We start from the raw sequence: 23,900 nt of genomic DNA, 5'->3' as shown, positions 1-23,900 counted from the left end.
AAAGGCGCCATCGGGACGGCTATGCTTGGCGGTTGACCCGATGCCTTCCCGGAGGCCGCCATGACCGATGCCATCCAGACCCCCGACCGTCCCCTGCTCGATCCCCTGCAGGCCCGCCTGCTGGGCTGCCTGGTGGAGAAGGAGGCGACCACGCCGGACACCTACCCGCTGACGGTCAACGCCGCCCAGTCGGCCGCCAACCAGAAGACCGCGCGCGAGCCGGTGATGAACGTCGACGCCGGCAGTGTCCAGCACGCGCTGCGCCAGCTGGAGTCGATGGGCCTGGCGCGCCAGCACTTCTCCTCGCGTGCAGACCGCTACGAGCATCGCCTGCAGGCCGCGCTGGACCTGACCCGACAGCAGACCGTGCTGCTGGCGATGCTGCTGCTGCGTGGGCCGCAGACGCTGGGTGAACTGATCACGCGCAGCGAACGCCTGTACCGCTTCGCCGATGTGGACGAAGCCCGCCACGCCATCGAGCGCCTGCAGCAGCGCGCGCTGCTCATCGTGCTGCCGCGCGCCAGCGGCCAGCGCGAGGACCGCTATATGCACCTGCTGTGCGGCGAGGTGGACGCGGCGGCACTGGCGGCACGGTACGCAGGCGGTGCCGGTGGCAGCGAGCCAGCCGACCCGGGCCTGGCCGAACGGGTGGCCCAGCTGGAGGCGGCAGTGGCCGAACTGCAGGCGCAGCTGGCGGACCTGCGCGGCTGAGGCGGCCCGCCGGGCCTGGCCCAACGCTGTCGATGCGGTACAGGCGGACTAGCCGACCGGCGCCGCTCCCGGCGTGGCGTACAGACGGCTGGGCGTGGTGATGCCCGGCAGCTGGATGACACCCTGTTCGCACATGCCCAGGCCCAGCAGGATTTTCCCGGACACGACGTTGTCCAGGTCGGTGATGCCATAGAGGTCCTGCAGGCCAAGGGCGCCGCGCGCGTGGGTGAAGACCGCCCGCGCTGCTTCCCCCGCGTAGCCGTGCCCCGTGTACTCCGACAATAAGGCATAGCCGATGTCCGGTCCCGGCAGGCCGTCGCGCCGGACCAGCCCGGCATTGCCTAGCCAGGCGCCATCGGACAGACGCTCGATGGCATACATGCCGAACCCGTTCAACGCATAGCTGTGCAGCACGCGCAGGGCGATGTACTCGCGGGCCTGCGCTTCGCTGTGCACGTTGCGGTCACCAATGAAGCGCACGAAACCAGGATCGTTGAGCAGCGCCAGCATCGGCGCCGCATCACGATCAGGCTCGATGCGGCGGAGCCGCAGGCGTTCGCTTTCGATGGGATGCATGCGCAGACCTGTGGGTGGAGAGGCCCGATTGTAGGGCGATGTGCTGGGGTCAGAGCCCTTCCCTGCGGGAAGGGATCCGACCCCGGTCAGTCGAACAGGGCCTCGATCGCCGCCAGTCCCGCCGTTGCCCGCTCCTTCTTGCGCGCGGCATCGGCCACCGGATCGGCGCCGTCGCGCTGGATCTCCTCGGCCGGGATCTCGTCGAAGAAGCGGCTGGGCTTGAGCCGCACATGCTCGCCGAACTTGCGGGTGAGCTTGCTGTAGCTCATCCACAGCTGGATCTTGGCGCGGGTGATACCCACGTACAGCAGCCGCCGCTCCTCCTGCAGGTTGCCTTCGTCGAGGCTGACCTGGTGCGGCAGCACGCCGTCCTCGCAGCCGACGATGAAGACATACGGGAACTCCAGGCCCTTGGAGGCATGCAGGGTCATCATCCGCACCTGGTTGCCGCCCTCATCCTTGTCGCTGCGCGACAACAGTGCCAGCTGGCCGGCCAGATCGGCGGCGGTGGCACCGCGCGGCCCGCCTTCAAACCACTGCGCAAGTTCCTCGATGTTGTTGGCGCGGCGCTGGTAGCTGGCCTCTTCCTTGGCCTGCTGGCGCAGCTCGCTGAGCAGGCCCGATTCCTTGGCGACCTTGCGGATCATGTCACCGGAGCTGACCTGCCGCATCTGTGCGCGCAGGTCGCGCAGGATGTCGGTGAAACGCGCCAGGCTGTTGGCAGCGCGCGGCGGCAGCTGTGACAGCGCGCCAATCGCCTCGGCCGCCTGGGCCATCGGCATGTCTTTTCCCGATGCCAGTTCGGCCAGCTTGGCCAGCGTTCCGGCACCCACGTCACGCTTGGGCGCCTGCACGGCACGCATGAATGCGGTGTCGTCGTCCGGGTTCACCAGCAGCCGCAGCCAGGCCAGCGTGTCCTTCACTTCCTGGCGCTCCAGGAACATGGTGCCGCCGGTCAGGTGATAGGGAATACGCAGCAGCTGCATCGCCTTCTCCAGCGGCCGCGACTGGAAGTTGCCGCGGAACAGGATGCAGAAGTCACTCCACGGCACGTTGCGCGACTGCGCCACGAAGGCGATCTCGGCGGCCACCTTCTCTGCCTCGTGCTCGCTGTTGCGGCATTCCCATACGCGGATGCGCTCACCGTCGGCCTGATCGCTCCACAGCTTCTTCAGGTGCTCGTGCGGGTTGTTGGCGATCAACGCATTGGCCGCGCGCAGCACGCGGTTGGAGCAGCGGTAGTTCTGCTCCAGCTTGATGATCTCCAGCGTAGGGTAGTCGCGCCCCATCTGCTGCAGGTTCTCGGGGTTGGCGCCACGCCAGGCGTAGATGGACTGGTCATCGTCACCTACGCAGGTGAAGTTGCCCTTGTCCCCGGCCAGCTGCTTGAGCAGGCGGTACTGCGCGTCGTTGGTGTCCTGGCATTCGTCCACCAGCAGGTAGCCGATGCGTTCGCGCCAGGCCAGGGCGATCTCCGGGTTCTCCTCCAGGATCTGCACCGGCAGGCGGATCAGGTCGTCGAAGTCGACCGCGTTGAACGCGGTCAGGCGCAGCTGGTAGCGCTCGTAGACGCTGGCTGCTTCCTTCTCGCGGTTGCTGCGCGCGGCAGCCATCGCCTGCTCGGGCGAGAGACCGGCATTCTTCGCCCGCGACACAAGGTTCTTCATGTCCTCGATATCGTCGGGCTTGGCGCCATGCATCAGGTCCTTGATCTGCGCGGCGGCGTCGTCGGCATCGAAGATCGAGAAGCCGCGCTTCAGGCCCACCGCCGCATGCTCGATCTGCAGGAACTTCAGGCCCAGGGCGTGGAAGGTGCAGATGGTCACCTCGTCGGCGTCCTGCTCGCGCAGACGCTTGGCCACACGTTCGCGCATCTCTTTGGCCGACTTGTTGGTGAAGGTGATCGCGGCGATGCGGCGGGCCGGGTAGCGGCCGCAGCCGATCAGGTGGGCGATCTTCTCCACGATCACGCGCGTCTTGCCGCTGCCGGCACCGGCCAGCACCAGCAACGGGCCTTCGATGTGCAGGACGGCGGCGGCTTGGGGAGGATTGAGACCGTGCATGATGGGCGGATTGTACCGGGCGGCCGGGCACCACCACAGAGTCGCCATCGCCCGGCCAGGCTTGCGATGGGCGCCGTCCGGTGCTATCAGTGGGCAGACGCATCAATGGAGTGATGTCATGAACACGCACACGCGCTTGTTCTGCCTGGTCATACTCGCGATGGCTGCGCCAGGCTTGGCGGTGGCCGCCGCGCCGGCGCTGGAGTGCAGGTTGCAACCGGCCAAGCCCATTCCCCGCGATGTACTCACCAACGGCTTCTTTGAGGCCCATCCTGACCTGCGATGGCGGGGTCATGCCCTGGGGCTGTATCGCGAGGGCAAGTACGCGCAGGCGCTGCGCAGCTTCCGCACTGCCGCGCTGTATGCCGACAAGTTCTCGCAGTCGATGGTGGCGCGGATGTACTGGCAGGGCGTCGGGACCGCCGTCGACCGGCCGTTGGCCTATGCCTGGATGGATCTGGCCGCCGAGCGGATGTACCACGATTTCCTGCGCCAGCGCGAACTCTACTGGGAGCAGCTGGACGAGACCGAACGCGCACAGGCCGTGCACCGGGGCCAGGCCGTGTATGCACGCTTCGGCGATGCCCAGGCCAAGCCGCGCATGGAGAGGAAGCTGCGCCAGGGCCTTGGCCAGATCACCGGCTCGCGTACGGGCCATATCTCGCCCGGGCTGATGGTGGCGTCGCGTTCGGGGCCCGACGCTATGCCCGGCTTGGTTACCCCTCAGGTGCCGGCGCAGCTGGTCTACGACAAGGCCTGGTGGGATCCCCAGCGCTACTGGTGCAACCAGGATGCGTTCTGGGCCCGCCCACTGGATGCCTCCGTCGAAGTGGGCGAACTGGAGCAGCTGCCGAACGTGCCACCGGCAGCGAAGTAGCCTGCGGCCGGCTGCGCAGCGGATGCGTACAATTGGCCGATGGCCAAGCTCTACTTCTACTACTCGGCGATGAACGCCGGCAAGACCACCACCCTGCTGCAGAGCGCGCACAATTACCGCGAGCGCGGCATGCGGGTGGCGATCCTGACCCCGCGCCTGGATGATCGCGCGGGCGCAGGCGTGGTGGCCTCGCGCATCGGGCTGCGCGCCGAAGGCATGGCGTTCGACCGCGACACCGACCTGCAGCGCTGGGCCGAACAGGACCTGGCATCGAACGGGCCGATGGGCTGCCTGCTGGTGGACGAAGCACAGTTCCTGACCCGCGCGCAGGTCTGGCAGCTCAGCGAAGTGGTCGACCAGCTGCGCATCCCGGTGCTGTGCTACGGGTTGCGCACCGATTTCCGCGGTGAACTGTTCGAAGGCAGCCAGTACCTGCTGGCATGGGCCGACGAGATGCAGGAGATCAAGACCATCTGCCACAGCGGCAAGAAGGCGATCATGACCGTCCGTGTGGATGAGCATGGGCATGCCGTGCAGGACGGCCCGCAGGTGGAGATCGGCGGCAACGACCGCTATGTGTCGGTGAGCCGGGCCGAGTTCAAGAAGATCACCCGCGGTGAAGGCCGCATCGAGCCGATGCAGGCACCCTTGCCGCTGTAGGCGGTGTTTGGCAGGGCTGCGCTCACCTGCGGAAGCTTCAAGCAACGTCAACGTCGAATGAAACTGTGGGGTCAGATCCGTTTTCCTTCGGGAAAACGGATCTGACCCCATCGGCATGTCCAACTCATCCCGGGAAATTGCCTATCCACAGGGAGCCAGCTTCTGATGTTGCTCCGGCGTCTGCGGATGGGGGGCTGCAAGCCCTGCAAACCGACACCCACTCAGTACAGCGTCCGCTCCGGTGCACCGGCCGGCGGCGGCGTGTACTGGTACAGCCAGGTTTCGGTCAGCGGCTTGCCACCGCTGCGCAGGTACAGGCGGATGTCGATCTGTTCGGTGCTGCCCTCCGGCGGCACCAGGTCGAACATCGCGCGGTAACCGTCGATCTCGCGCAGCGGACGCGCCGATACGATCTCGACACGTCCCCGGCTGGTTTCCACCACTGCCTCGACCTCGGCCTTGTCGATCAGCTTGGCCAGTTCGCCGCCTTCGAAGTCCACGGCGAAGCGCCACGAGAAGTACTCGCGTTTCTTGCCGACCACACCACCCAGCCCCGTGCGGCTGGCCACGCAATGCGCCAGCGGTGGCCGTGCCGGCGGCTCGGCGCCCCAGTACAGGCGGTAGCCGACCAGCAGCTCCTGTCCCGGCTGCGGCTTCTCCTTCGGATTCCAGAAGGCGACGATGTTGTCGAAGGTCTCATCGACCGTGGGGATCTCCACCAGCTGCACCGAGCCCTCGCCCCATTCGCCCTTCGGCTCGATCCACAGGCAGGGGCGCTTCTCATAGAAGACGCCGTCGTCCTGGTAGTGATCGAAGTTGCGGTCGCGCTGCAGAAGGCCGAAGCCACGCGGATTGCGGTCGACGAACATGTTGAAGCGCAGGTTGCGCGGATTGCACAGCGGCCGCCAGATCCACTCACCGGCCCCGGTCCACATCGACAGGCCATCGGTATCGTGGATCTCCGGGCGCCAGTCCCAGTCCATGCGGCGGTCGTTCTCACCCACCTGGTACATGCTGGTGCACGGCGCGATGCCCAGGCGCTCGATCGCCTTGCGTGGGTAGAGCGCACTGTCGATGTCCATCAGCAGCACATCGCCGTTGGTGATGGCGAAGCGGTAGGCGCCGGCTACGCTGGGCGAGTCCAGCAACGCATAGACGATGATGGTGTCCGAATCGGCGGCAGGCTGTTCGAGGTAATAGGCGATGAAGTCGGGAAACTCCTCCGGCCTGCCCATGCCGGTATCGATCGCCAGGCCGCGCGCGGACTGCCCGTACTGGCCTTCCTTGCCGACCGCGCGGAAATAGCTGGCGCCAAGGAACGCCGCGAAATCGCGGTCGGTATCCTTGCGGGTGTTCAGGCGGAACCCGGCGAAGCCCAGGTCCGCCGGCAGTTCGCCGTTGCGGATCCCGCTCTTGCCGTAGTTGAACGCTGCACCGTCATACGCCAGTTCCTGCGCCTGGCCGTCGACCACGTCGAACATGCGCACCGGCGAATGGAAGTACAGGCCCAGGTGGAAGAACTTGGCCTGGAACTTGCCCGGTTGATCGGCCCACAGCGCGTGGTCCTGGCGATAGCTGATGGACTGGTACTGGTCCCAGTCCAGCGCTTCAAGCCGGCCCGGCAGCACCCGCTTGTGGCTCTGGTAGGGGGCCTGTGCCAGTGCGCGTGCCTGCCCCTTCAGGGTGGCGAAGCTGAACGGCTTCGGCTGGCCGAGGCGGCGCAGGCCGACCTGGCCGTTCCTGCTGGCGGCGCAGGCGGGCAGGGACGGCAGGCCGAAGGCTGCCAGGGCCAGGGAGGCGTTGCGGATGAAGTCGCGTCGTTGCATGCAGGCGCGTCAGGCACAGGGAAGGGTCGGCCATCATAGGCAGACAAACGTTAACGGGCAGCGGAGAGCGCAACCTCCCATTCAGCTGCCGCTGGCTGGACCGCCTCAGCGCTGGCAGTGGCTGCACCACACGCTGGCACGCTGGCCGATCATGGCGTGCTTGAGCAGGCGTCCGCAGGTCGGACAGGGCAGCCCGTCGCGGCCATAGACCAGCAGTTCCTGCTCGAAGTAGCCCGGTGCGCCATCGGGGCTGATGAAATCACGCAGTGTGGTGCCACCGCGGGTGATCGCGTAGCCCAGCGTTTCCTTCACCGCGGTGGCCAGCCGCTGGTAGCGCTCGCGTGAGACCTTGCCGGCCTCGCGCAGCGGGCTGATGCCGGCCTTGAACAGGCTCTCGGCGGCATAAATGTTACCGACGCCCACGACCACCGCCTGGTCCATGAGGAAGGTCTTGACCGGGGCGCTGCGGCCGCGGCTGCGGGCGAACAGGTAATCGCCATGGAAGGCCTCGTCCAGCGGTTCAGGCCCCAGCCCCTGCAGCAGCGGATGGACCTGCCCGGCCGGTTGCCAGAGCAGGCTGCCGAAGCGGCGCGGATCGTTGAAGCGCAGCAGGCGCCCGTTGTCCAGGCTGATATCCACGTGGTCATGTGGCCGCAGTGGGGTATCTCCGGGCAGTACACGCAGGCTGCCGGACATGCCCAGATGCAGTACGGCGCTGCCGATGGCCGTGTCCAGCAGCAGGTACTTCGCGCGCCGGCGGATGCCTCCGATGCGCTGTCCCGGCAGCAGCTGCGCAATCTCCGGCGGAATCGGCCAGCGCAGGTCGGCGCGGCGCAGGATCACGCCGTGGACGCGGCGGTCCTGTAGATGCGGGGCCAGGCCGCGGCGGGTGGTTTCGACTTCGGGCAGTTCAGGCATGGCCCGATTCTACGCCCGCTCAACGCGGGGGCGCGGACAGCTCACGGGCGTCGAGAAACCCGTCACCGTTGGCATCCTGCTTGTGGAAGCGCTGCACGATGACCTGCCGCTGCTGCTCGCGGGTGATCGCCCTGCCCTTGCCACCGGGCAGTTCATCGGCAGTCAGCACGCCATCGCCATTGCGGTCCATGCGGTCGAAGGCATACAGCATCCACTGCACGTACTCGGTCTCGCTGACCCGGCCGTCGCCGTCGCTGTCCATCTTCTGCAGGTAGCTGCGGGTGTCGCTGACCTGGGCCGGGGCGGCGGCCGGCAGCAGCGCGGCCAGCAGCAGCGCCCCTGCCCTCATGCGCCCACCAGCGTGTAGCCCTTCAGCCGTTCGGCATAGGCCTGCAGCGCGGCGATTCCGCTCCCCTCGGCCTCGCGGCACCACGCCTGCAGGTGTCGCAGGCGCTCGGCGGCATCGTGCCCGCGCGCCTCCAGCAGCGCAGCCAGCCGCGCGCGGTATTCGACCAGCACACGGATGCGCGGGCGTTGCGCCACCCACTCGCTGAGCTGGGCACGGTTGTCCGGCTTCAGCCAGCGCCCATCGTTGACCAGGCCGCGGCGCAGCCGCCGCGGCAGCAGCCGGCGCAGCTTGGCGCCCGCCTGGGCGGCTTCCTCGCGCAGGGCCGGCATGAAGACGTTGCGCTGGTAATCGGTCATCGCCTGGAAGCGATGCGACAGCAGCGCCTTCAGGGTCTCGGCGTCGGGCACGGCGATGTTCGGGCGCACATCCATCGCCGGTGCGACGCGCAGCACCCTGGCCAGGCGCAGGGCCTGCAGCAGGCGGATCGCGCACCAGCCGATGTCGACTTCCCAGCGCCGCATGGCAAAGCGTGCCGAACTGGGGAAGGCATGGTGGTTGTTGTGCAGTTCCTCGCCACCGATCCAGACGCCCCACGGTGTCAGGTTGGTGGAGGTGTCGGCCGATTCGTAGTTGCGGTAACCCCACCAGTGCCCCAGGCCATTGACCACGCCGGCCGCCCAGAACGGAATCCACGCCATCTGGATCGCCCACAGTGCTACGCCCGGCAGGCCGAACAGTACGCTGTTGATGGCCAGCAGCAGCACCGGGCCGAGGGTCGCATGCGGGGTATACAGGTGGCGCTCGATGGCATCGTCGGGCGTGCCGCGTCCGTACTGCTCGATATCCGCGCGCATGCCGCGTGCTTCCCGATACAGCTCCACTCCCCGCCAGAACACCGTGCCGATGCCGCGCGTGACCGGGCTGTGCGGGTCGTCCTCGGTCTCCACCTTGGCGTGGTGCTTGCGATGGATGGCCACCCACTCGCGGGTGATCATCGAGGTGGTCAGCCACAGCCAGAAGCGGAACACGTGGGCCAGTGCCGGATGGAAATCGACGCCGCGATGGGCCTGGCTGCGATGCAGGTAGAGCGTCACCGAGAAGATGGTGATCTGGGTGAAGACCAGCAGCACCGCCAGCATGGCCCACCCTCCCAGGCCGAGCACGCCACCGGTCAACAGGGATATCAGGGCATCGGACATGGAGGCTCTCCGGATCGCACGGGGATGGCAGACATCATGGCCGCTTGCGTTGCAAACTGCACCTCTGACCGCGGTGCGCCAGCACCGCTTCCGTGGCACCGTTCACAGTTGGGGACCTGAGTTGTCGAGCCTGGATCCGCGCGCCCGCGCCGTTGTCGCCGTCCCGTCCGCCGGGGAGCGGCCGCCGTTGATCGAACTGGACCGCGCCAGCGTGATGCGCGGCCAGGTGAAGGTCCTGCATGGGCTGAGCCTGCGCATCGCGCAGGGCCAGCACACCGCCCTGCTCGGCCCGAATGGCTGCGGCAAATCGACCTTCATCAAGCTGATCACCCGCGAGCTCTACCCGCTGGCGCAGGGCGACGGCGCGGTCGCGGTGAAGGTGCTGGGCCAGAACCGCTGGCAGGTGGACCGGCTGCGCTCGCAGCTGGGCATCGTCACCGGTGATCTCAGCAGCACGCTGTCCGAGATGCCGGGGCTGACCGTCGAGCAGGCCGTGCTGTCCGGTTTCTTCGCCAGCTGCGTGGTGCCGGCTTTCCGTGAGGTGACCGCCGAGATGCGTGCCCGCGCCGGCGAGACACTGGCGATGACAGGTGCGCTGGCCCTGCGCGAGCGCGCCTATGCAGAGCTCTCTGCCGGCGAGACGCGCCGGGTGCTGATCGCGCGCGCGCTGGTGAACCGGCCGCAGGCGCTGCTGCTGGACGAACCCTCCACCGGCCTGGATCTGGTCGCCCGCCAGCAGCTGATCGCGACCATGCGGGCACTGGCGCAGCAGGGCATCACCCTGGTGCTGGTGACCCATCACATTGAAGAGGTCATTCCCGAGATCGAGCGGGTGGTGCTGCTGCGCGACGGCCGCGTGCTGGCCGACGGCAGTCGGGCCACGCTGCTGTGCGACGGGCCTCTGTCGGCGGTGTTCGGCGGGCCGATCCGGGTGGTCGAACAGGACGGCCGGCTGACGGCGTACGCGGGGTGAGCAGTACGCCTGCGCAGTGCCGGCGTCGGCGTGGCGCTGCAGGCGGCGCAGGGTAGCGGGCCGGCATTCCGGCCCGCCACGTCATGCCTCAGAACCGCAACGCGACTGCGCGTGACTCGATCGGTGCCATCCGGCTCTGGTCATGCAACTGCAGCTCGCGCAGTTCGAAGGGGGCACCGAAGCCGGCCGGCAGCGCTGCCTGGTCGAACGGCAGCACCAGCTGGCCGCGACCGGGACCGTCGAACCATGCGGCGGCGTGCGCCTGCGCGACCGGACGCAGTTGGCCATCCGGGCCCGTGGCGTGCAGGGTGCCGCGCGCTTCGTAGCGCCCGGCGGCGGCGACCTGCAACGGCAGCGCCACGCGCCGGCTGGCCTGGTCCGGTGTGGCCTGCCCGACGAAGCGGGCGGTCGGCCGGGCTACGGCGAAGGCGACCTTGCCGTCGCGCAGTACGCCATCGGCCTGGGCGAACACCTGCAGTTCCCACAGCCCCTGCGTGTTGCTGGCCTCGGCGGGAATCCGTACCTGCGCGTGCAGGCTGCCGTCGGCCGTACGCAGCAACCGCTGCGGCCAGCTGCGGCCATCGGGTGCGACCAGCAAGGCTTCGCCGCCCAGTCCTCCGCGGCGCGCCTGCAACTGGGCGGGACTGGCTCCGTCTTCAAGCAGGCGTGCCCGCAGCTGTACGCTGCCGCCGGCCAGGACCTGCGCCTGGCTGGCCTGCACCTCCAGCCGCAACGGGCTGTTGGCTTCAAGCACCTGTACGACGTAGCGGCCCTGTGCCTGCGCGCTCTGCAGGCGGTAATTTCCCGCAGCACTGCCCGTGCCGGTGCGCAGCATGCTGCTGCCTTCGCCCACGGGCATGCCGGCGTCCTGCAGCTGGCGCGCGTCGACGGCGCGGGCGACGCTGCTGCGGCCGGCCGGATCCCGGACCTGCAGTGACTGCGCCGCAACCGCGCGCGCACCGGCTGCCGGGCTCAGCTGGATCACCGCATCGGGGGCGGTCAGCGGCAGCTCCAGGCCACGTTGCAGCTGCGCGCCATCGACCTGCTGCCAGTAGCTGCGGCTGACCGAGGCGTAGGGCGTGGAGGCCTGCAGGGCCTGCGCCGGGTCCAGTGCCCAGGCAAACGCCAGGGGCGCGTGTTCGCTGTCGTCAGGCGGCAGCGGTGCGGCCACCAGCGTGGCCACCACCTGGTCGCCGGGGAGGGCGCGCAGTGGCTGCGCAGCGTGCACCGTGGCGGAGGCCGTGGCCAGGGCTGCCAGCACGGCGATGGTCAGCGGAAGGGAATTCATCGTCATCGTCGTCGTCCTCACTGGGCCAGGTCGTTGCGCAGGATGGCGCCCAGGCCGAAGCACTCGCGGCGGCTCTGGTTGTGGCTCAACGGCTCGGCGCCCTGCGTGCGCGCGGTGTCGGTGAACCAGGTACTGCCCGCCGCCTTCTGGCTGCTGCACTCCAGGAAACCGTCCGAGCACGAGGACAGCCAGTTCTGGGTGAACTCCAGGCCGACGTTGGCCGCGTAGCCGCCGCAGTAGCTGTTGCTGTCCCACACGGCCGATTCGACATCGCTGCCGACCACCGCGCGGAATGGCTTGGGCAGTGCCGGCCGACCGGCCGTGCCGTACAGGTTCTGCGCGTTGTAGGTGGCCATGCTGGCGACCTGCTGCATGCGCACGGCATCGTTCTTGTAACCGAGCAGCCAGCCCAGCGAGGTTTCGAAGGTGTTGCCGTTGAGCACGGCATCGGCCAGCGGCGTACCCGCCGATGAGGGTGCCAGCGCGTTGACCTTGCGCACCGTGCGGATGATGTTCGGGTAGCGGCTGTCGTAGGTCGGGTTGGAGAGGATCCAGCGCATCACGTTGCCGCCGTTGGAATGGGTGATGACCACCAGCTGGGTGATGCCGCGGCTGTTGATGAAGCCGGTGAGCTGGTCGGCCAGGCAGCCGGCGGCTTCCGGCTTCCACATGTACTGCGTGAAATCGCAGTTGATGACCACATAGTTGCTGCTGTTCGGCAGCCCCTGGCGGACGGTGTCGATGATCGCCGGTTGCCAGTAGTCCTGGGTGGCGTTGGTCTGCGCGCCGGTGCCGTGCACGAAGGCCACGCCGACCACATCGGCGGCGGTGGCCGGCGTGACGGCCATGGTGGCGAGCAGGACCAGGACGGTACTTCCTGTTGCGGTGCTGCGCATCGCTTCTCTCCCTCTGTCAGCGGATCCCCCCGACCCGGCTGGAATGGAATGGCATGCATGCCATCGTTGCGCCGATGCTCGATGCCCCGGCGCGTGAAAGTCCGTGCGCTGCGCCCGGATTCGGGAGAATGGCGGAGCGCGATGACGCTTTTGCCCCGTTTTGATGACCATGCCGGGTCTGGCCGTATGACCGACGGCCACTGCGACGCCGGCTGCGGGCTGCGATCATGGCGTGGTGTTTCCTCTGCTGAGCCTGACCATGTCTGTGATCTTCCGCCCTGCCCGTCCCCTGCTTGGCCTGGCCATCGTGCTGGCGCTGGCTGGCTGTGCCGCGTCTGCTGCCCGGCCGACCGCCGTCGAAGCCAACGTCACCACCAAGGCCGTAGGCTATCTGGACGCGCGCGCCGTACCGGCCAGCCTGGCCCTGGTTCCGGCGCCACCCGCCACGGGCTCGGCGGGCTTCGCCCTGGATGAACAGGTCAGCCGCGAAGCGCGTGCACTGCGCGGCAGCCCGCGCTTCGCCCAGGCCACACTGGATGCCGAACTGGGCTTTCCGGAAGGTGCCAACCAGTTTTCCTGCGCGGTCGACATCGATGTGGACGCGGTGAAGACGCCCGCGCTGTACCGCCTGCTGGAGCGCAGCCGGATCGACGCCAGCGCTGCCACCAAGGTCGCCAAGAACCACTACCAGCGCCCGCGCCCGTTCATGGTCAACGGCGAGCCGACCTGCACGCCGGATGATGAAGCGGGCCTGCGCAGCAACGGTTCCTATCCGTCCGGCCACACCTCGATCGGCTGGGCGTGGGCCCTGATCCTGTCGGAGATTGCGCCGGACCGTGCCGATGCCATCCAGGCCCGTGGCCGCAACTACGGCGAGAGCCGCCTGGTGTGCAACGTGCACTGGCAGAGCGACATCCTCGAAGGCCGTTTCATGGGGGCTGCCGCCGTTGCCCGGCTGCATGACAATGCCGCGTTCCAGCGCGACCTGCTGGCGGCACGCAGCGAGATCGCCGCCGCGCGCAAGGCCGGCCTGCACTCCAGCCGCAACTGCACCGCCGAAGAGGCAGTGCTGAAGGTGCGCCCGCAGAGCGCGCTGTAAGCGCTCGCGGCGCAGAGGTGGCGCCGGGCCATGCCCGGCGGACACCGAACGCAGAAGGGCCGGCATTGCGCCGGCCCTTCTGCATTGCCTCGGTACAGCGACCGCATCAGAACTTCGCGGTGAACTCCACGCCCCAGGTCCGCGGCTCGTTGAGGAAGCCGGTCAGGTTGTTGAAGTCGATGGCACCGACCACGCGGGTCTGGTTGGTGAGGTTGCGGCCGAACACCGCCACGTCGTACTGGCCGTACTCCCAGTTGTAGCCCAGGCGCAGGCCGCCTTCCAGCGAACTGCGGCTGCGGAACTCCGGCGACTCGTAGATGAAGAAGTTCACCGGGCTGCGGTAGGCCCAGTCGGTGTAGGCGTACAGCTCGCTGCCATCGGTGAGCGGGAAGCCCACACGCAGGGTCATGTTGTGGATCCACTTCGGCGCCTGCGGCAGCGGATTGCCGTTGACCAGGGCGTAGGTGCCGCCGTTGATCACCGTGGTCGGATCGGTGATGGTGCAGCCACCGCCGCAGATCGCCACGGCCAGGTTTCCGTCCTTGATCTCGGTGTCGTTGTAGCTGCTGCCCAGGGTCAGCAGGACGTTGTCGGCCAGGTAGGCTTCCAGGTCCAGTTCCACGCCCTGGCCGATGGTCTTGTCGGCGTTGAGCAGGGTGGCGGTATTGTTGCTGCCGCCGACCGCGATCAGCTGCTGGCCGTCGACGTCGTAGCGGAACACGCTGAAGCCCAGGCGGGCGCGGCGATCGAACAGGTCGGCCTTGATGCCGGCTTCGTACGAGATCACCTTCTCGGAATCGGCCTGCGACACGCCACCGAAGGCCAGACGGCCCTGGATCGACGGCGCGCGGAAGCCCTTGGCCACGCGCGCATACGCATTGACGTTGTCGGTCAGCTTGTACACACCGCTGACATCCCAACTGACGTCATCGACGTCGGTGTTGGCCAGGTACGGCCCGCTCACCGGGGTGCCACCCTGCACGGCCTGCAGCACGCGCGCGGTGAAGTCCTTCTTGTCCTGCGTGTAGCGCACGCCGGCGCGCAGCTTGAAGCGGTCGGTGACATCGAAGTCGCCCGATGCGAACACCGCCCACGCCTTGTTGCGCTGGCTCTGCACGGCATGGCCGGTCTGCGGATTGCCCGGCGTCAGCGAGTCGTAGTTGAAGCTGTCGATGGTGACGTCTTCATCGAAGTAGAAGACACCGGCCTGCCAGTCGAAGCGGCCCCACTCATTGGATTCCACGCGGAATTCCTGGGTCCACTGGCGGTGGTGCGGCAGGCCATCGGCCGATTCGGACGGGAACGGAATGAAGCCCGGGCCATAATTGCCGGCGCCGAGGAACGAAGCACCGTAGCCACCGTCGATATCGCCGCGGTTGAGCGATTCGGCAGTCTCGTAGCCGGTGATGGAGTGCAGGGTCACCGAGCCGAGGTTCCACTGCAGGCGCGCGCTGCCGCCCCAGGTTTCCAGGTCGGAGAAGTTCACGCCGTCGTTGGCCACCTTGTCGCGGTCGAAGTTCTCGACCAGCGCGTTGCTGCCCTTCTGGATGATGTTGGCGCGGAACAGGCGGGCGGTGCCGTTGAGCTTGCGCTTGTGCAGGTTGAACAGGGCCTCGAAATCGTCGCCCTCGTACAGGAACTGCACGCGGCCGGCAGCCTCGTCATAGCCTTCAAAACCACTGTTGGGCGCGCCGACGCGGGTGTTGTCGACCCAGTCGTCGCGGCGCTGGTAGATCGCCGAAACGCGTGCCGACCAGCGGTCGGTCAGCGGGCCGCCGTAGGCGCCCTGCACGTTCCAGCTGTTGTAGCTGCCGTAGCCGACGCGGACGTAGCCATCGGCATCCTGGGACGGACGCGCCGAATCGAACTTGACCACGCCGGCCGGCGTGTTGCGGCCGAACAGGGTGCCCTGCGGCCCACGCAGCACTTCCACGTTGGCCAGGTCGAACAACGGGAAGCCCTTCAGCAGCGGGCTTTCCTGCACCACGTCGTCGTACACCAGCGAGACCGGCTGCGAGGCATTGAGGTCGAAGTCGGTGTTGCCGAGGCCGCGCATGTAGAAGCGCGGGAAGGCACGGCCATAGGACGATTCGATGTTGAGGCTGGGTACGCGCGCGGCCAGGAAGCGGATGTCGTCGCCGGCCGAGCCGAGCACATCGAGCTTCTCGCCCTGGATCGCGGTGATCGCGACCGGCACGTCCTTGGCATTCTCGACGCGACGCTGGGCCGTCACCTGCAGGGTATCGAGCGCGACCGGATCCTTGGCGGCGGGGGTTTCCTGGGCGGCTGCAACCAGCGGCAGCAGGGCGGAGAGAGCGGCAACGAGGGGGCGCGCGACCGGAATACGGCCGCGGGAAGTGCGGGTCGGGGACATGGCGGTAGGCTGTGTTTGGAGGGGTGGTAAAACGGCGCTACCAGATAATTGTTGCAATACAGCACCTGCGCCGCAAATGGCCGCTGTTCATGGCGCGGTCGCGGGTCACCGGGGAGGGTCGCTAGACTCGGGCTTTCCCACCCCGACCCGGCGCACCGCCATGACCCAGTGGTACTTCCATTCCTCCGCCCAGGCCGACCGCATCGGGCCGCTCGATGACGAAGCCGCGCGCCGCTACGCGCAGGCCAACCCCCGCGCGCTGGCCTGGTGCCAGGGCATGAGCGGCTGGACCGCCATCGCCGAGGTGCCCGAGCTGCAGGCGCCCGCCCCGGGCATGCCCAACACGCCGCCACCCGTGCCGGGCGGGCCTGCGCGGGGCCGGGCCGACGACATCGACTTCCGCATCGTCGGCCATGAGATGCAGTTCGTGGAGATCGAGCTGGATCCCGGCGAGAGCGCCATCGCCGAAGCCGGCGCGCTGATGTTCAAGGACGCCTCGGTGCAGATGGATACGGTTTTCGGCGACGGCACGCACAGCGGCCAGGGCGGCGGCATCATGGACAAGCTGATGTCGGCCGGCAAACGCGTGCTGACCGGCGAGAGCCTGTTCGCCACGCTCTATACGCATACCGGGCAGGGCAAGGCCAAGGTCGCGTTCGCCGCGCCCTACCCCGGCACCGTGCTGGCCATGAAGCTGGACCAGCACGGTGGCCGCCTGGTCTGCCAGAAGGACAGCTTCCTGGCGGGGGCGCGCGGCGTGCAGATCGGCGTGCAGTTCCAGCGCAAGATCATGACCGGCCTGTTCGGCGGCGAAGGCTTCATCATGCAGAAGCTGGAAGGCGATGGCTGGGTGTTCATCCACGCCGGAGGCTGTGTGGTCGAGCGCGAACTGGCCGCCGGCGAGCGCCTGGACGTCGATACCGGCTGCGTGGTCGCCTACCACCCGACGGTGGACATGGACGTGCGCCGGGTCAGTGGCATCAAGAGCATGGTGTTCGGTGGCGAGGGCGTGTTCCTGGCAACCCTGACCGGACCGGGCAAGGTCTGGCTGCAATCGCTGCCGTTCTCGCGCCTGGCCGGCCGGATGTGGATGGCCGCGCCGCAGGGAGGTGGGCAGAACCGCGGCGAAGGCTCGGTGCTGGGCGGCATCGGCCGCATCCTCGACGGCGACAACCGGTTCTGATCGCCCACGGGTAGCGCCGGGCCATGCCCGGCGAGCGCAGCGGCCCTGAACTGCCCGCCAGGCCATGCCCGGCGCTACCCATGGCGGTCCATGAATAGGGCGTCGTCCTGCCCTGCCCGGCCCGCCGTGGCTTCGGTATGCTGGCGCCCTTCCCTGAATCCGGCGCCGCGAGCGCATTGCCGATGAGCCTGTTCCGTCCCCGCGTGCTGCTGTCCGTTGCCCTGCTTGGCCTGCTGGCCGGTTGCGGTGGCGATCCGGTGCGTCCGGCGCCGCCGCCGGCGCCGACCGTGGTGCCGCAGGCCAAGCCGGTGAAGATCGGCATCGCGCTGGGCGGCGGCGCGGCCAAGGGCTTTGCCCACATCGGCGTGATCAAGATGCTCGAGGCCAACGGCTTCGAGCCGGTGGTGGTGTCCGGCACCAGCGCCGGCAGTGTGGTCGGCGCGTTGTACGCCAGCGGCATGGATGCGTTCCAGATGCAGAGCCGGGCCGTCGCGCTGGATGAAGCCAGCATCCGCGACGTGCGCCTGTTCTCCGGCGGGCTGGTGCAGGGCCAGAAGCTGCAGGACTACGTCAACGAGCAGGTCGCCAACCGTCCGGCAGAGCGCCTGAAGAAGCCGTTCGCCGCCGTCGCCACCCAGCTCGAAACCGGCGAACGCGCGATCTTCGTGCGCGGCAATGTGGGCCAGGCCGTCCGTGCGTCCAGCAGCATCCCCGGCGTGTTCGAGCCGGTGAAGATCGGCGGACGCAACTACGTCGATGGCGGCGTGGTGAGCCCGGTGCCGGTCGATGCCGCGCGCCAGCTCGGTGCCGACTTCGTGATCGCCGTGGACATCTCCAGCAAGGCCAGTGGCAAGGCACCGACTGACATGCTCGGCATCGTCAACCAGTCGATCGCGATCATGGGCCAGCGCCTGGGCGAGCAGGAACTGGCCCGCGCCGACATCGTGATCCGCCCGCGCGTGCTGGATATCGGTGCGGCTGATTTCAGCCAGCGCGGGACCGCGATCCTGGAGGGAGAAAAGGCGGCGATGGCCGCGATGCCGCAGATCCGCGCGAAGATCCAGCAGCTGCAGAAGGCGCGCGCCGCCGCGCTGGCACCGCCGCCGGTAGCCGCGCCGAAGTGCGAGGAGACCTCGCGGCTGGGCAGGCTGATGGGGCGCAAGGGCAAGTGCTGAGCCCTCGCCCGCGCTGAGCGGTGCTCAGGGTTCCAGCTGCGACAGTGGCAACGCCTGGAAGCCCTTCACCGTGCGCAGCACGAAGCTGGAATTGGCATCGGCCACGCCACCGGCATTGAGCAGGCGGTCCAGCAGGAAGCGCGAGAAGTGCTCGAGGTCGCGCACGTAGACGTGCAACAGGTAATCCATGTCGCCGGTGAGCGCATGGCAGGCCACCACTTCATCCCAGCCCTGCACGCTGTCCACGAAATGCGCGATGGCCGCCTGGTCGTGCTTTTCCAGTTGCACCCGCACGAACGCCTGCAGGCCCAGCCGCAGCTGCCGGGGTTCCAGGCGCGCGCCATAGCCGACGATCACACCCTCGCTCTCCAGCCGCTGCAGGCGGCGCAGGCAGGCGGAGGGGGAGAGGTTCACCCGGGCCGCGAGCTCGGCATTGGTGGCGCGACCATCCCGCTGGATTTCGGCCAGCAGGCGTATATCCGTGCGATCGAACTGGACTTCTCCGGCCATTGTTGCCCCGCAACATGGTGAGTACGCAAGGATATTGCGCCAGCAAGGATATTCCGCGCAACTTTTGCAACCCTGTTGCGCCCGCACTGCCCTAGCATCGTGGACATCCCTTCAAGGAGCGTCCCATGGATCCCGCCCAGCCCCGCCGCGTCGAACACCAGCAGACCGACAAGGGCTACGTGCCGGTGTACACCACCGCGCTCGTCGAGCAGCCGTGGGATACCTACAGCGCCGATGACCATGCGACGTGGAGCACGCTGTACCAGCGCCAGCGCGAACTGCTGGTCGGCCGTGCGTGCCGGGAGTTCCTGGACGCGCAGGACGAGATGGGCATGAGCGCGCACATGATTCCGCGCTTCGACCAGCTGAATGAAGTACTCGGCGCAGCCACCGGCTGGACGCTGGTGGGCGTGGAGGGGCTGCTGCCGGAGCTGGACTTCTTCGACCACCTGGCCAACCGCCGCTTCCCGGTCACGTGGTGGATCCGTCGCCCCGACCAGATCGACTACATCGCCGAGCCGGACCTGTTCCACGATCTGTTCGGCCATGTGCCGCTGCTGATGAATCCGGTGTTTGCCGATTACATGGAGGCCTACGGCCGTGGCGGTGTCAAAGCCCACGCCATCGGCCCGGAGGCGCTGCAGAACCTCACGCGCCTGTACTGGTACACGGTGGAGTTCGGCCTGATCGATACCCCGGATGGCCTGCGCATCTACGGCGCCGGTATCGTCTCGTCAAAGGGCGAATCGCTGTACTCGCTGGAATCGGCCGCGCCCAACCGCATCGGCTTCGACCTGCAGCGCATCATGCGCACGCGCTACCGCATCGATACCTTCCAGAAGACCTACTTCGTCATCGACAGCTTCGAGCAGCTGATGCAGGCGACGTCGCCGGACTTCACCCCGATCTATGCCTCGCTGGCCGAGCAGCAGCACCTGCCGGCCGGTGACGTGCAGGCCGACGACCGTGTGTTCCAGAAGGGAACCGGCGAAGGCTGGGCCGACGGCGGCGACGTGTGATGCGGCAGGGGCATCCGTAAGGCCGGCTCCACGCCCGGCTCCACGGGTCAGCGCGGGTATGCCAGCAGCAGCACCAGATCCTCGTCACCCACCTGCTGCAGTGCATGCAAACTGCCTTTGCGCGTCAGCAGGGCATCGCCTGCGCTGACGTCGTACTGCCTTCCGTCCAGCACGTAGCTGCCCTTCCCGCTGACGATGTAGTAGATCTCGTCCTTGTGCTGCGGATGCAGGCCGATGCCTGCACCCTTGTGCAGCACGCGCTTGCGCAGCACGAACGGCAGGTCCTTCTCTCCGGCGAAGAACGGATAGGCCGTGGTCGGCCCGGCGCCACCATGCGGGCCGGGCTGGCGGATGGCGATGTCATGCTCATGGACCACGCGCGAGGGCTGCGCCGGTTGCCCGCCCTGCCCCGCCGCCGCGCTCACGTCACAGTCGATGTCGCGCACGAGTGCGTCTTCCAGCCCCGGCTGCAGCACCCTCCACTCGCGCAGCACCAGGCAGGCGACGGCGTTGGCGCCGGCCACACTGAAGTGGGTGCCGTCGGCCTTGCCCTGCTCGGGCACGAACAGGAAGTAGGGGCGTGCACCCTGCTCGCCCAGCGCGCGTATCCAGTGCGCGCTGCGGTCGTTGAGTTCGATCAGGGCAACGTGCTCGCGCGCGGCCAGCTGCTGCATCGCCTGTGTGTAACGCGCATGCGTATCCAGCAGCGAACCGAAGTCATACAGCAGCCGCGCCACCGGCGTGACCAGCACCGGCGTGGCGCCCTTGTCGCGCGCCACCTGCACGTAACGCATCAGCAGGCGCGGATAGTCGCTGTCCGGATCGGTATAGCGCGTGGGATCTTCGAACTTGGCGTCGTTATGGCCGAACTGGATCAGCAGCACGTCGCCACGGCGCAGCTCGGTGGCGATCGCATCCAGGCGGCCTTCATCGATGAAGCTGCGCGTGCTGCGGCCTCCCCGGGCGTGGTTGCGCACTTCGAACCGCGCCGGATCGAGGTAGCTCTGCAGGGCCTGGCCCCAGCCCGCCTGCGGCGCGCGCTCGGGGCCGTACTCGGCCGCGGTGGAGTCACCGGCGATGAACACCCGCACCGGCGCCGCCTGCGCGGTGGTGCACGACAGCAGCAACAACAGCAACAGCCTTCGCATCGCGGCACTCCTGTAGAGCCGAGCCATGCTCGGCTGTTTTTCGATCAGAGCGCGACAGCCGAGCATGGGCTCGGCTCTACAGACCGGTGTGCCTCAGCGCGCCAACCAGCCGCCATCGACCGGCAGCACGGCGCCGTTGATGTAATCCGATGCGCTGGATGCCAGGAACACCGCCGCGCCGGCCAGGTCCTCCGGCGTGCCCCAACGGCCGGCCGGAATGCGATCCAGGATCGCCTTGTTGCGGTCGGCATCGGCACGTAGGGCCGCCGTGTTGTCCGTGGCCATGTAGCCCGGCGCGATCGCGTTGATGTTGACGCCCTTGCCGGCCCATTCGTTGGCCAGCAGGCGGGTGATGCCGGCGATGCCACTCTTGCTGGCGGTGTACGACGGCACCCGGATGCCGCCCTGGAACGACAGCATCGAGGCGATGTTGATGATCTTGCCGCTGCCCTGGGCGATGAAATGACGGCCCGCCGCCTGCGAGATGAAGAACGCCGACTTGATGTTAACGTTCATCACGTCATCCCAGTCCTGTTCGCTGAACTCCACCGCGTCGGCGCGGCGGATCAGGCCGGCATTGTTGACCAGGATATCCAGGCCACCCAGTCCCTCGATGGTTTCGCGCACCACGCGCTCGACCGGCTCGATGCTGATCAGGTTGGCTTCCACCGCCAGGCAGCGTCGGCCGAGCGCGGTGATCTTCTCGATGGTTTCGGTGGGCGGCGCGATGCCGGCCACGGCGACATCGGCGCCGGCGGTGGCCAGCGCAACCGCGATACCTTGGCCCAGACCGGTATTACCACCGGTTACCAGAGCGACTTTGCCTTCCAGGCTGAAGGGATTGGCCATTGCGTGTGCGTTCCTTGGTAGAGGTGTGCGTGATGCAGGCGAACGGCCACCGGCACGCGTGCGCGGCGGCCAGGCAGGACTTACTTGAGCTGGCAGATGTCCAGCACGTGCATGTCGGTGTAATCCAGGTTCTCGCCGCCCATCGCCCAGATGAAGGCGTAGTTGCTGGTACCGGCACCCATGTGGATCGACCACGGCGGCGATACCACGGCTTCGTTGTTCTGGATGACGATGTGGCGCTGCGCGTCCGGTTCGCCCATGAAGTGATACACGCGGTCGTTGTCGCCCAGGTCGAAGTAGAAATAGACCTCGCTGCGACGGTCATGCAGGTGCGGCGGCATGGTGTTCCACACGCTGCCGGGCTTGAGCACGGTCAGGCCCAGCAGCAGCTGCGAGGACTGGCAGGTGGCCGGCACGATGTACTGGTAGATGGTGCGTTCGTTGCTGGTCTCCAGCGCACCGCGGTCCAGCGCCACCGCGTCCTTGATCGACAGCTGCCTGGTTTCAAAGCGCGCGTGGGCCGGGGTCGAGGCCAGGTAGAACTGAGCCGGGTTGGCGGCGTCCTGCGAGGCGAACACGACATCCTTGCTGCCCATCGCCACGTACAGGCCATCCTTCGGGCCCAGCGTGTAGACGGTGCCGTCGACGGTGACCGTACCGGTACCGCTGCCGACGTTGATCACGCCCAGCTCGCGACGCTCCAGGAACGGATGGCCGGCGGCCGACGCCGGTTCGGTCTGCACCGGCAGCGCCAGCGGCGCATCCAGGGGCGCCGCGCCACCGAGTACGAAGCGCTCGTAGTGGGTGTACTTCAGCGTCACCTGGCCGGGGTTGAACAGGCCGTCGAGCAGGTACAGCTCGCGCAGCTGGTCGTTGCTGGCGCCCTTGATGGCGTCGGGATGGGTGGCGTAGTGGGTCTTGCAGTACATGGCATCTCCAGAGCAGGGGGCGGGCCGATCATTCGGCCCCGGCACGGTTCAGGGGGATTCTAGCGACGTTGGTAACCGGTGTCATTTTGCGCCGCACGATAGCGCTCAACGATCGCGGCAAGGTGAGGCGGCTTCAACGGAGTCGCAGGCAGGCCTGCGGGCTACCGGACTGATCCCCGCCGGATCAGTCCTCCGGCGGCTGGCAGGAGTCGCGCACGATCAGGTGCGGGCGCACGCTGGCGATCTGCAGCGCCGGTTGGCCGTCGGGCTGGATCAGCATCGCCGCAGCGGTGCGGCCGGTATCGCGGGTATGGCGCCGTACCGAGGTCAGCGACGGCCACAGGCGCGAGGCCAGCGGGCTGTCGTCGTAGCCGATGATGGACAGCTGGCGCGGGATGTTGATGCCTGCACGCAGCGCCACCTTGTAGATGCCCGCCGCCATTTCATCGTTCCCGGTGAAGATCGCGGTCGGCCGGCGCTTGCCCAGCAGCAGCTTCTCGGCGGCGGCCACACCCGATTCAAAGGTGTAGCCCGCCTCGATGATGCGGTCCTTGGGCAGCTCGATGCCACGCTGCGACAGCGCATCGATGAAGCCGGCGGTACGCTCGTGCGCCGAACGATAGGCGCTGGGCCCGGTCACCAGGGCGATGTCGCGGTGGCCCAGCGAGAGCAGGTAGTCGGCCGCTTCGGCGGCGCCGTCACGATCGTGGGTGACCACCATCTGCGAACTCTCGTCCAGCGGCAGCGCGGCCACGCGGGTGAAGCGGCAGCCGATCTCATCCAGCATGTCCGCCAGCGCCTGGTCCTCGGAGGCACGCGGCACCAGGATCACCCCATGCAGCTTCTGCTGCTGCACGAAGCGGCGCACGCCGTCGATGTAGCCCGGGCTGCGGCTGTCGCAGGGGTGCACGACCAGCTCGAAGCTGGAACCGCGCAGCGCGTCGAGTGCACCGTACTGCATGTCCACGATGTACTGGGCGGTGGGGTTGTCGTAGACCATGCCGATCAGGAAGGATCGACGGAAGGCCAGGCCGCGCGCCAGCGGATCGGGCGTATAGCCCACCTCGCGCATCAGGGCCTCTACTTTGTCGCGCGTGTCCTTGCGCACCAGCGGTGAGTTGTTGATGATCCTTGAAACCGTTTTCTTGGACACTCCGGACAGTCGCGCGATGTCGTTGATCGTGGCTGCCTTGCCTTTGGCCAATGCCGGCGTGGCGGCATCATTCTTGTTGCGCACTGACATGTAATGGACCAGGTAAGTCGGGGGATTTCCGGCCG

The 23,900-nt window shown here is 67.8% G+C and carries 22 protein-coding genes; 8 read left to right on the top strand and 14 right to left on the bottom strand.

Annotated elements, in window-relative coordinates; translation table 11 throughout:
- The first annotated feature begins 60 nt into the window (after positions 1–60).
- Positions 61–711 (top strand): YceH family protein, encoded by a 651-nt coding sequence (locus AC5P76_RS11660; RefSeq protein WP_253118395.1) that lies wholly within the window; start codon positions 61–63, stop codon positions 709–711.
- A gap of 48 nt (positions 712–759) precedes the next feature.
- Here AC5P76_RS11660 and AC5P76_RS11655 read toward each other — a convergent pair whose 3' ends face one another.
- Both AC5P76_RS11655 and AC5P76_RS11650 read right to left on the bottom strand, forming a co-directional pair.
- A complete protein-coding gene (locus AC5P76_RS11655; RefSeq protein ID WP_253118394.1) occupies positions 760–1,287 on the bottom strand; it encodes a GNAT family N-acetyltransferase in 528 nt (175 codons plus the stop codon).
- Positions 1,288–1,373: 86 nt separating this feature from the next.
- On the bottom strand, positions 1,374–3,350 hold the full coding sequence (locus tag AC5P76_RS11650; protein ID WP_253118393.1) for a UvrD-helicase domain-containing protein: 1,977 nt from the start codon (positions 3,348–3,350) through the stop codon (positions 1,374–1,376).
- A 118-nt stretch (positions 3,351–3,468) separates the two neighbouring features.
- On the opposite strand from AC5P76_RS11650, the gene AC5P76_RS11645 reads away from it, so the two are divergent.
- Positions 3,469–4,227 carry an SEL1-like repeat protein gene (locus AC5P76_RS11645; protein ID WP_053516053.1) on the top strand — a complete coding sequence of 253 codons (759 nt, stop codon included), beginning with the start codon at positions 3,469–3,471 and terminating at the stop codon, positions 4,225–4,227.
- 39 nt (positions 4,228–4,266) lie between these two features.
- Positions 4,267–4,887 carry a thymidine kinase gene (locus AC5P76_RS11640; RefSeq protein ID WP_053516051.1) on the top strand — a complete coding sequence of 207 codons (621 nt, stop codon included), beginning with the start codon at positions 4,267–4,269 and terminating at the stop codon, positions 4,885–4,887.
- 221 nt (positions 4,888–5,108) lie between these two features.
- On the opposite strand, the gene AC5P76_RS11635 is transcribed toward AC5P76_RS11640, so the two are convergent.
- The 4 genes from AC5P76_RS11635 to AC5P76_RS11620 form a co-directional block, all read right to left on the bottom strand.
- Positions 5,109–6,713, bottom strand: coding sequence for an OpgD/OpgG family glucan biosynthesis protein (locus AC5P76_RS11635; protein ID WP_253118392.1), 1,605 nt, complete (start codon positions 6,711–6,713; stop codon positions 5,109–5,111).
- Between the two features lie 105 nt (positions 6,714–6,818).
- On the bottom strand, positions 6,819–7,631 hold the full coding sequence (gene mutM / locus AC5P76_RS11630) for a bifunctional DNA-formamidopyrimidine glycosylase/DNA-(apurinic or apyrimidinic site) lyase (RefSeq protein WP_253118391.1): 813 nt from the start codon (positions 7,629–7,631) through the stop codon (positions 6,819–6,821).
- Between the two features lie 19 nt (positions 7,632–7,650).
- Positions 7,651–7,980 carry an EF-hand domain-containing protein gene (locus AC5P76_RS11625; protein WP_065182118.1) on the bottom strand — a complete coding sequence of 110 codons (330 nt, stop codon included), beginning with the start codon at positions 7,978–7,980 and terminating at the stop codon, positions 7,651–7,653.
- Positions 7,977–9,179, bottom strand: coding sequence for a DesA family fatty acid desaturase (locus AC5P76_RS11620; RefSeq protein ID WP_053516042.1), 1,203 nt, complete (start codon positions 9,177–9,179; stop codon positions 7,977–7,979). The genes AC5P76_RS11625 and AC5P76_RS11620 overlap by 4 nt, the downstream gene beginning before the upstream one ends.
- Positions 9,180–9,393: 214 nt before the next feature.
- Here AC5P76_RS11620 and AC5P76_RS11615 point away from each other — a divergent pair, with 214 nt between their 5' ends.
- On the top strand, positions 9,394–10,152 hold the full coding sequence (locus AC5P76_RS11615) for an ABC transporter ATP-binding protein (RefSeq protein ID WP_253118430.1): 759 nt from the start codon (positions 9,394–9,396) through the stop codon (positions 10,150–10,152).
- A gap of 88 nt (positions 10,153–10,240) precedes the next feature.
- Here AC5P76_RS11615 and AC5P76_RS11610 read toward each other — a convergent pair whose 3' ends face one another.
- Positions 10,241–11,446: a DUF4785 family protein gene (locus AC5P76_RS11610; protein ID WP_253118390.1), complete on the bottom strand. Its 1,206-nt coding sequence runs from the start codon at positions 11,444–11,446 to the stop codon at positions 10,241–10,243.
- Positions 11,447–11,457: 11 nt separating this feature from the next.
- Positions 11,458–12,336: a hypothetical protein gene (locus AC5P76_RS11605; protein ID WP_065182116.1), complete on the bottom strand. Its 879-nt coding sequence runs from the start codon at positions 12,334–12,336 to the stop codon at positions 11,458–11,460.
- Positions 12,337–12,595: 259 nt separating this feature from the next.
- Between AC5P76_RS11605 and AC5P76_RS11600 the strand changes: the two genes are divergently transcribed.
- On the top strand, positions 12,596–13,435 hold the full coding sequence (locus tag AC5P76_RS11600) for an acid phosphatase (RefSeq protein ID WP_253118389.1): 840 nt from the start codon (positions 12,596–12,598) through the stop codon (positions 13,433–13,435).
- 106 nt (positions 13,436–13,541) lie between these two features.
- Here AC5P76_RS11600 and AC5P76_RS11595 read toward each other — a convergent pair whose 3' ends face one another.
- Positions 13,542–15,809 carry a TonB-dependent receptor gene (locus AC5P76_RS11595; RefSeq protein WP_193395692.1) on the bottom strand — a complete coding sequence of 756 codons (2,268 nt, stop codon included), beginning with the start codon at positions 15,807–15,809 and terminating at the stop codon, positions 13,542–13,544.
- Between the two features lie 160 nt (positions 15,810–15,969).
- Between AC5P76_RS11595 and AC5P76_RS11590 the strand changes: the two genes are divergently transcribed.
- Both AC5P76_RS11590 and AC5P76_RS11585 read left to right on the top strand, forming a co-directional pair.
- Complete coding sequence (locus tag AC5P76_RS11590; protein WP_053516031.1) at positions 15,970–16,992, top strand: TIGR00266 family protein; 1,023 nt, start codon at positions 15,970–15,972, stop codon at positions 16,990–16,992.
- A gap of 182 nt (positions 16,993–17,174) precedes the next feature.
- On the top strand, positions 17,175–18,167 hold the full coding sequence (locus AC5P76_RS11585) for a patatin-like phospholipase family protein (RefSeq protein WP_253118388.1): 993 nt from the start codon (positions 17,175–17,177) through the stop codon (positions 18,165–18,167).
- 24 nt (positions 18,168–18,191) lie between these two features.
- On the opposite strand, the gene AC5P76_RS11580 is transcribed toward AC5P76_RS11585, so the two are convergent.
- Complete coding sequence (locus AC5P76_RS11580; protein ID WP_053516027.1) at positions 18,192–18,677, bottom strand: Lrp/AsnC family transcriptional regulator; 486 nt, start codon at positions 18,675–18,677, stop codon at positions 18,192–18,194.
- A gap of 125 nt (positions 18,678–18,802) precedes the next feature.
- On the opposite strand from AC5P76_RS11580, the gene phhA reads away from it, so the two are divergent.
- Positions 18,803–19,696 carry a phenylalanine 4-monooxygenase gene (gene phhA / locus AC5P76_RS11575; RefSeq protein WP_053516024.1) on the top strand — a complete coding sequence of 298 codons (894 nt, stop codon included), beginning with the start codon at positions 18,803–18,805 and terminating at the stop codon, positions 19,694–19,696.
- A 47-nt stretch (positions 19,697–19,743) separates the two neighbouring features.
- Here phhA and AC5P76_RS11570 read toward each other — a convergent pair whose 3' ends face one another.
- The 4 genes from AC5P76_RS11570 to AC5P76_RS11555 all read right to left on the bottom strand — a co-directional run bounded on the left by AC5P76_RS11570 (position 19,744) and on the right by AC5P76_RS11555 (position 23,865).
- Positions 19,744–20,844: a GDSL-type esterase/lipase family protein gene (locus AC5P76_RS11570; RefSeq protein WP_253118387.1), complete on the bottom strand. Its 1,101-nt coding sequence runs from the start codon at positions 20,842–20,844 to the stop codon at positions 19,744–19,746.
- Positions 20,845–20,937: 93 nt separating this feature from the next.
- Positions 20,938–21,693 carry a 2-dehydro-3-deoxy-D-gluconate 5-dehydrogenase KduD gene (gene kduD, locus AC5P76_RS11565; RefSeq protein WP_053516021.1) on the bottom strand — a complete coding sequence of 252 codons (756 nt, stop codon included), beginning with the start codon at positions 21,691–21,693 and terminating at the stop codon, positions 20,938–20,940.
- 80 nt (positions 21,694–21,773) lie between these two features.
- Positions 21,774–22,622 (bottom strand): 5-dehydro-4-deoxy-D-glucuronate isomerase, encoded by an 849-nt coding sequence (kduI, locus tag AC5P76_RS11560; RefSeq protein WP_193395696.1) that lies wholly within the window; start codon positions 22,620–22,622, stop codon positions 21,774–21,776.
- A gap of 184 nt (positions 22,623–22,806) precedes the next feature.
- Positions 22,807–23,865: a LacI family DNA-binding transcriptional regulator gene (locus AC5P76_RS11555; RefSeq protein WP_053516017.1), complete on the bottom strand. Its 1,059-nt coding sequence runs from the start codon at positions 23,863–23,865 to the stop codon at positions 22,807–22,809.
- Positions 23,866–23,900 lie beyond the last annotated feature (35 nt).

Source organism: Stenotrophomonas sp. YJH_SMC_36, from assembly GCF_059369935.1.
Note: the sequence above shows the minus strand (reverse complement) of the source record. Positions and strands in the feature narration are given on the sequence as shown.